The organism is Janibacter sp. CFPM2_SD2 (genome assembly GCF_057364645.1).
This window is the reverse complement of sequence record NZ_JBNFOF010000194.1, coordinates 1-5,875: the sequence shown is the minus strand read 5'-3', so window position 1 is coordinate 5,875 and position 5,875 is coordinate 1. Positions and strand designations below refer to the sequence as shown.

Sequence of the window (5,875 nt, the reverse complement as noted above, 5' to 3'; positions counted from 1 at the left end):
CGGCCGAGGCCGCGACCGCGGTCTGACCTGCGTCGCGGACGCGCGGCCACGGGTCGGTCGCGTCGTCGGGCACGACGACGTCGGCGCTGCCGAGCAGCACGCGCGACAGGACGGTCGTCGTGTGGTGCGAGAGCCCGAGGTGCCGCGCCCGGGCGTCGCTCGCGGACACCCGGGGCACGGCGATGGCGCGGCCCCGCAGCACGTGCACGGCGTTGAGGACGTCGCCGGTCGCCAGGCCCGACCACCCCCAGGTCGTCGACGAGCCGGCATTGCCCGGCCCCTGCGCGACGACCACGACGTCGCAGCCGAGGACGTGCCGCGCGGCGAGCAGCGCGGAGTGGACGGTGATCGCCTCGTGCTCCGCGCCGAAGGCCTGCCCCGCCGAGATGGTCGTGTCGAGCCACCCGGCGTCGACGAGGACGGCGGCGAGGTCCGACTGGGCGAAGGGGAGCGCCGCCGTGTCGGTCATGACGTAGCCGACCCGCGCCTGCGGGCGGGCGGCGCGCAGCCCCACGAGGACCGCAGGCAGGGCGGAGTGCAGCTCCGCGACGACGACCGGCATCCCCTGGAGGTCACCGGCGGCGACGGCCGGGTGCTCGCGCATCGCCTCGTGGTGCGGTGACTCCTGCTCCTCGAGCGCGAGGACCATCTGCTGCAGGGGTGTGTAGCGCGCCTTGACGATGTGGCCGGGCCCGTCGGCGGGGTCCGCCGGGAGGCGGCTGGCGTCGGCGACGACGAGGGCGTGCCCACCGGTGCCCAGCCCACGGCGCAGGGCGGAGACGTTGAGCAGGACGGTGTCGCCGACCTCGGGGGTGCCCACGAGCTCGGGGCAGGGCGAGCGCGGGCGTGGCGACCCCGTCGACGTCGACGACCAGGCGCACCGCGCCACGCCGGGCGCGGCCGATCTCGCGGACCGTGCCGCTGCGCCAGTGGATCATGTGCGGCAGGTTAGCCTCAGGACGACGAAGGGAGCGATGTGGCAGCACCCAACACGCCCGCGGCCAAGACCGAGCGCCTGCTCAACCTCACGATGAGCCTGCTCAGCACCCGGATCCCCCTGCCCAAGCAGCGGATCCGGCGCATGGTCGAGGCCTACCGGTCGGTCGAGTCCGACGAGGCCTTCGACCGGATGTTCGAGCGCGACAAGGAGGACCTGCGGGCCATGGGGATCCCGCTCGTCACCGAGGAGATCGGGGTCTTCGAGGACGAGCAGGGATATCGCATCGACCGGCGCGACTACGCCCTGGCCCCCGTGGAGCTGACCACCGACGAGCGTGCCGTGGTCGGACTCGCCAGCCGGGCGTGGGCGCACGCGACGATGGCCGGCACGGCCGCGACGGCCTGGCGCAAGATCGCTGCCGACGACGAGGTGGGGGAGGACCCCTTCGTCGGTCTCGAGCCGCAGCTCGGCGGCACCGAGCCGGCCTTCGAGCCGCTCAAGGACGCCGTGCTGCAGTCCACGCCCGTCCGCTTCGACTACGCGCGGCCCGGCGCCGGCGGGTCGCGACCCGCCACGTCGAGCCGTGGTACCTCACCGCCTGGCACGGCCGCTGGTACCTCGTCGGGCACGACCTCGACCGCGAGGCGGCGCGGGTCTTCCGGCTGTCGCGGATCGCCTCGGCCGTCACGTCGACGGGGGAGGCACCGACCGTGCCCGTCCCTGACGACCTCGACCCCGTCTCGATGATCGCCGCCACCGACCCGGCCCCGGGTCAGGCCTTCGCCGGTCGCGCTGCGGGTGCGCGTCGGCACCGGCCACGGCCTGCGCCGCCGGGCCACCTCGGTGACTCGCTCGACGGCGAGTGGGACCGCGTCGAGCTCGACCACTCCGACCTCGACGGCTTCGTCAGCGAGGTCGTCAGCCACGGCAGCGACGTCGTCGTCGAGGAGCCGGGGCAGTTGCGGACGGCCGTCGTCGACCGGCTGCAGGCCGTTGTCACCACGCACGAAGGGAGCAGCCGATGAGCCGGCCGCAGGTCGAGACCGCGACGAGCCGGGTCGAGCGGCTGCTCACGATGGTCCCGTGGCTCGTCGGACGACAGGGCATCGAGATCTCCCGGGCCGCCGAGGGGCTGGGCATCACCGAGGACCAGCTGAAGAAGGACCTCGACCTGCTCTTCATGTGCGGCTACGGCCCGATGACCGACGAGCTCATCGAGGTCAGCTACGAGGGCGGGCGGGTCTTCGTCAGCAATGCCGACACGATCGCCAGGCCGCTGCGCCTGAGCGTCGACGAGGCGATCTCCCTCATCGTCGGGTTGCGGTCCCTGTCGGCCCTCGAGGCGGGGGAGTCGAGCGCCGTCGAGCGGGCACTGGCCAAGCTCGAGGAGGTCGCCGGGGCGATCCCCGGCGTCGACCGGGTCATGGTCGTCGACGACGACACCGAGGCCGGGCGCACCCGCTCGGTGCTGCAGGACGCGCTCTCGGCCGGTCGCCGGGTGCACCTGACCTATCACGTGCCCAGTCGGGACGAGCGGACCGAGCGCGACGTCGACCCGATGCGGCTGGCCCGGGTCGAGGGCCACTGGTACCTCGAGGGCTGGTGCCACCGGGCCCAGGACGTGCGCCTCTTCCGCACCGACCGGATCGAGGCCGTCGAGGTGCTCGACGTGCCGTCCGAGCCCCCGGCCGACGCCGTGCGACGAGACCTGAGCGCAGGCGCCTACCAGCGCGGTGAGGGCGACCTGCCCGTCACCCTGCGCCTGGCACCGTCCGCCCACTGGGTCGCGGAGTACTACCCGGTGACATCTCGGGAAACCTCGGGTGAAGACCTCGTCGTCACCCTGCCGACGAGCAACGAGGGCTTCCTGCGTCGACTCGTGCTGCGCCTGGGCGGCGCGGCCGAGGTCGTCGAGCCCGAGGCGCTGCGCACCGCGGTCACGGCGCACGCGACGCAGGCCCTCGCCGCCTACGACCCCGCCTGAGGGGCGTCAGCGCCCCTCAGGGTCCGGGCATACACTGCAACTTGTTGGTCGCCATCCGAAAGGTCTTGCCATGCCCACTCTGGGTCCCATGGAAATCATCCTCATCCTGGTCGTCATCCTGCTCCTCTTCGGCTTCAAGAAGCTGCCGGATGCCGCCCGTAGCCTCGGCAAGTCGGCCCGGGTCTTCAAGGCCGAGGTCAACGAGATGAAGGAAGAGGACCGCCAGCGCGAGGAGGCCAAGCGCACGCGTGAGGCCGGTACCTCAACCGACGGCAATGCCGTCATCGACGAGGCCAAGCCGCGCACGGACAACCAGTCCGGCCCGGTCGCCTGAGCACCCTCCCTTCGCCCTCCGCACGCATGGCCCGTAGCCCCCGCACGCCCAAGGACCCCGAGGGGCGGATGCCGCTCAAGGAGCACCTCCTCGAGTTCCGCAACCGGCTGATGAAGGCCGCCGCCGCGATCGTCGTGGGCGCGGTCGTCGGGTGGATCATCTACAACCCCGTGCAGGTCGGGCCGTGGACCTACGGCGGTGTCTACGAGCAGCTGACCCTGCCCTTCACCGAGTACAAGAAGGCCAACCCCGGCAGCGTCGTCACGCTGAACTTCGGCAATGCCACGTCGGCCTTCTCCACCCAGCTCGGGCTGTCGATCTTCACCGGGGTCATCATCTCCAGCCCCATCTGGCTCTGGCAGATCTGGGCCTTCATCCTCCCGGGGCTGACCAAGCGCGAGAAGCGCCTGTCGCTCGGCGTCTTCGGGACGGCCCTGCCGCTCTTCCTCGCCGGCTGCTTCTTCGCCTACCAGACGCTGCCCAAGGCGTTGCTCATCCTCTTCGGCTTCACCCCCGACGACGACAAGTCGAGCAACATCCAGCAGGCGAGCGACTACTTCACCTTCATCACCCGATTCATCCTCGCCTTCGGCCTGGCGTGGCTGCTGCCGGTCTTCCTCGTCGGGCTGTGCGCCATCGGCGTGCTGCCCGGCCGCACCCTCAAGAAGTCCTGGCGGATGGCGATCCTGCTGATCTTCATCGCCTCGGCGATCATCACCCCGACGCCGGACCCCTTCACGATGTTCCTGCTCGCCGGGCCGCTGTGCGTCCTGTACTTCGTCGCCCTCGCGATCTGCCTCTGGATCGACAGGCGGCGGATCGAGCGGGGCGAGGAGCCCGACTGGTCGGACCTCTCGGACGACGAGGCGTCACCGCTCACCTAGTCTCGGGTCCATGACCCGTGTGACTGCCGATCGCATCGGCCTGCTCGTCAACCCCACCGCCGGCAAGCACCGCGGGGAGCAGATCGGCACCCGTGTGGCCGACCTCCTCGAAGCCGGCGGACGCGAGGTCGTCGATCTCACCGGCCTCGACGCCGCGCGGGCCGAGGCCAAGGCCCGCCGAGCCGTGGCGACGGGTCGACATCGACATGCTCGTCGTCGCCGGCGGCGACGGGGCCGCCGGGCTCGGGGCCAACATCTGCGCCGACACCGACGTCCCGCTCGGCATCGTCGCGGTCGGCACCGGCAACGACAACGCCCGCGAGCTCGGGCTGCCGGTGCAGGACGTCGAGGCGTCGGTCCAGCGGATCCTCCAGGGCTCGGTGCGACAGATGGACCTGGGGCGGGTGAGCGGCCCCGACGGCGAGCCGGTCCGCGACTACCTCGGCGTGCTCTCCTGCGGCTTCGACGCCGTGGTCAACGAGCGCGCCAACCGCATGTCCTGGCCCCGGGGTCCGCAGCGCTACAACCTCGCGATCCTGCGCGAGCTCCCGGTCTTCGGCGCGATCCACTACGACCTGACGATCGACGGAGCCGAGCGCGAGGTCGACGGGATGCTCGTGTGCATCGCCAACGGCCGCGCCTTCGGCGGCGGGATGAAGATCGCCCCGGCCGCCGACGTCGACGACGGTCTGCTCGACGTCGTCATCGTCCACGAGATCCCCGTCCCGACCTTCCTCACGGTCTTCCCCAAGGTCTTCTCCGGCACCCACACGACGCACCCGGCGGTCGAGATCATCCGGGGCGCCCGGGTCACCGTGGCGACCGAGCGGATCGTCAGCTATGCCGACGGCGAGCGGGTCGCGCCGCTTCCGGCCACGGTCGAGGCGGCCCGCGGCGCGCTGTCGATCGTGCGCTGAGCCGCTGGCATAGCGTGGGGGCATGTCCTCTCCCGCCGAACGCTATGCCGCCGCCCGCCGTCGCAGCGCGGGGGAGCTCACCCCCTTCGTCGAGGGTCTGGGCTTCGAGCTCGACACCTTCCAGCGTGACGCCTGCGAGGCCGTCGAGGCGGGACATGGCGTGCTCGTCGCCGCCCCGACCGGCGCGGGCAAGACGGTCGTCGGCGAGTTCGCCGTCCACCTGGCCCTCGCGCGCGGGCAGAAGGCCTTCTACACGACGCCCATCAAGGCGCTGAGCAACCAGAAGTACCACGAGCTCGCCGCCCGCCACGGCTACGACCGGGTCGGTCTGCTCACCGGCGACGTCTCGGTCAACGGCGAGGCGCCCGTCGTCGTCATGACGACCGAGGTCCTGCGCAACATGATCTACGCGGGCTCGACGACCCTCGACACCCTCGCCTTCGTCGTCATGGACGAGGTGCACTACCTCGCCGACCGCTTCCGCGGGGCCGTGTGGGAGGAGGTCATCATCCACCTGCCCCGCTCGGTGCAGGTCGTCTCCCTCTCGGCGACGGTCAGCAATGCCGAGGAGTTCGGTGCCTGGCTCGCCGAGGTGCGCGGCGGCACCGAGATCATCGTCTCCGAGGAGCGCCCCGTCCCGCTGTGGCAGCACATGCAGGTCGGCCGCGACGTCCACGACCTCTTCGTCGACGACGGCTCCGCCGGCACCCCGGCGAAGGTCAACCCCGAGCTGCTCGACGCCATCCGCGCCCGCCGTGCGGAGGTGGCGGCGAGGACGACCAGCGTGGCCGCGGCGGCCACCGGGGTGGTCGTGAC

At 71.9% G+C, this 5,875-nt stretch carries 7 protein-coding genes and 1 pseudogene; 7 read left to right on the top strand and 1 reads right to left on the bottom strand.

What is annotated here, in order from left to right:
* Nucleotides 1-820, bottom strand: an 820-nt coding sequence (locus AC2W7J_RS14990; protein WP_485983356.1) for a DUF3866 family protein, incomplete at its 3' end; no start/stop codon positions are given.
* A gap of 116 nt (nt 821-936) precedes the next feature.
* Here AC2W7J_RS14990 and AC2W7J_RS14985 point away from each other — a divergent pair.
* From AC2W7J_RS14985 to AC2W7J_RS14955, 7 genes and pseudogenes are all read left to right on the top strand, one after another.
* Nucleotides 937-1,563, top strand: a pseudogene (locus tag AC2W7J_RS14985) (WYL domain-containing protein); the annotation flags it as partial.
* Nucleotides 1,564-1,650: 87 nt separating this feature from the next.
* Entirely contained in the window at nt 1,651-1,965 is a 315-nt protein-coding gene (locus AC2W7J_RS14980; protein WP_485983358.1) for a WCX domain-containing protein, read from the top strand.
* Nucleotides 1,962-2,924 carry a helix-turn-helix transcriptional regulator gene (locus tag AC2W7J_RS14975; RefSeq protein WP_485983354.1) on the top strand — a complete coding sequence of 321 codons (963 nt, stop codon included), beginning with the start codon at nt 1,962-1,964 and terminating at the stop codon, nt 2,922-2,924. The genes AC2W7J_RS14980 and AC2W7J_RS14975 overlap by 4 nt, the downstream gene beginning before the upstream one ends.
* Before the next feature lie 88 nt (nt 2,925-3,012).
* On the top strand, nt 3,013-3,258 hold the full coding sequence (gene tatA / locus AC2W7J_RS14970) for a Sec-independent protein translocase subunit TatA (RefSeq protein WP_421008300.1): 246 nt from the start codon (nt 3,013-3,015) through the stop codon (nt 3,256-3,258).
* Between the two features lie 26 nt (nt 3,259-3,284).
* Complete coding sequence (tatC, locus tag AC2W7J_RS14965) at nt 3,285-4,142, top strand: twin-arginine translocase subunit TatC (protein WP_485983352.1); 858 nt, start codon at nt 3,285-3,287, stop codon at nt 4,140-4,142.
* Nucleotides 4,143-4,234: 92 nt separating this feature from the next.
* Complete coding sequence (locus AC2W7J_RS14960) at nt 4,235-5,059, top strand: diacylglycerol kinase family protein (RefSeq protein ID WP_485983350.1); 825 nt, start codon at nt 4,235-4,237, stop codon at nt 5,057-5,059.
* 22 nt (nt 5,060-5,081) lie between these two features.
* Nucleotides 5,082-5,875, top strand: a 794-nt coding sequence (locus AC2W7J_RS14955) for a DEAD/DEAH box helicase (protein ID WP_485983348.1), incomplete at its 3' end; no start/stop codon positions are given.

Excerpts from the sequence above, each read along its gene's own strand:
- AC2W7J_RS14975 (WP_485983354.1), top strand. The coding sequence starts at position 1,962 with ATGAGCCGGCCGCAGGTCGAGACCGCGACGAGCCGGGTCGAGCGGCTG.
- tatA (WP_421008300.1), top strand. The coding sequence starts at position 3,013 with ATGGAAATCATCCTCATCCTGGTCGTCATCCTGCTCCTCTTCGGCTTC.
- tatC (WP_485983352.1), top strand. The coding sequence starts at position 3,285 with ATGGCCCGTAGCCCCCGCACGCCCAAGGACCCCGAGGGGCGGATGCCG.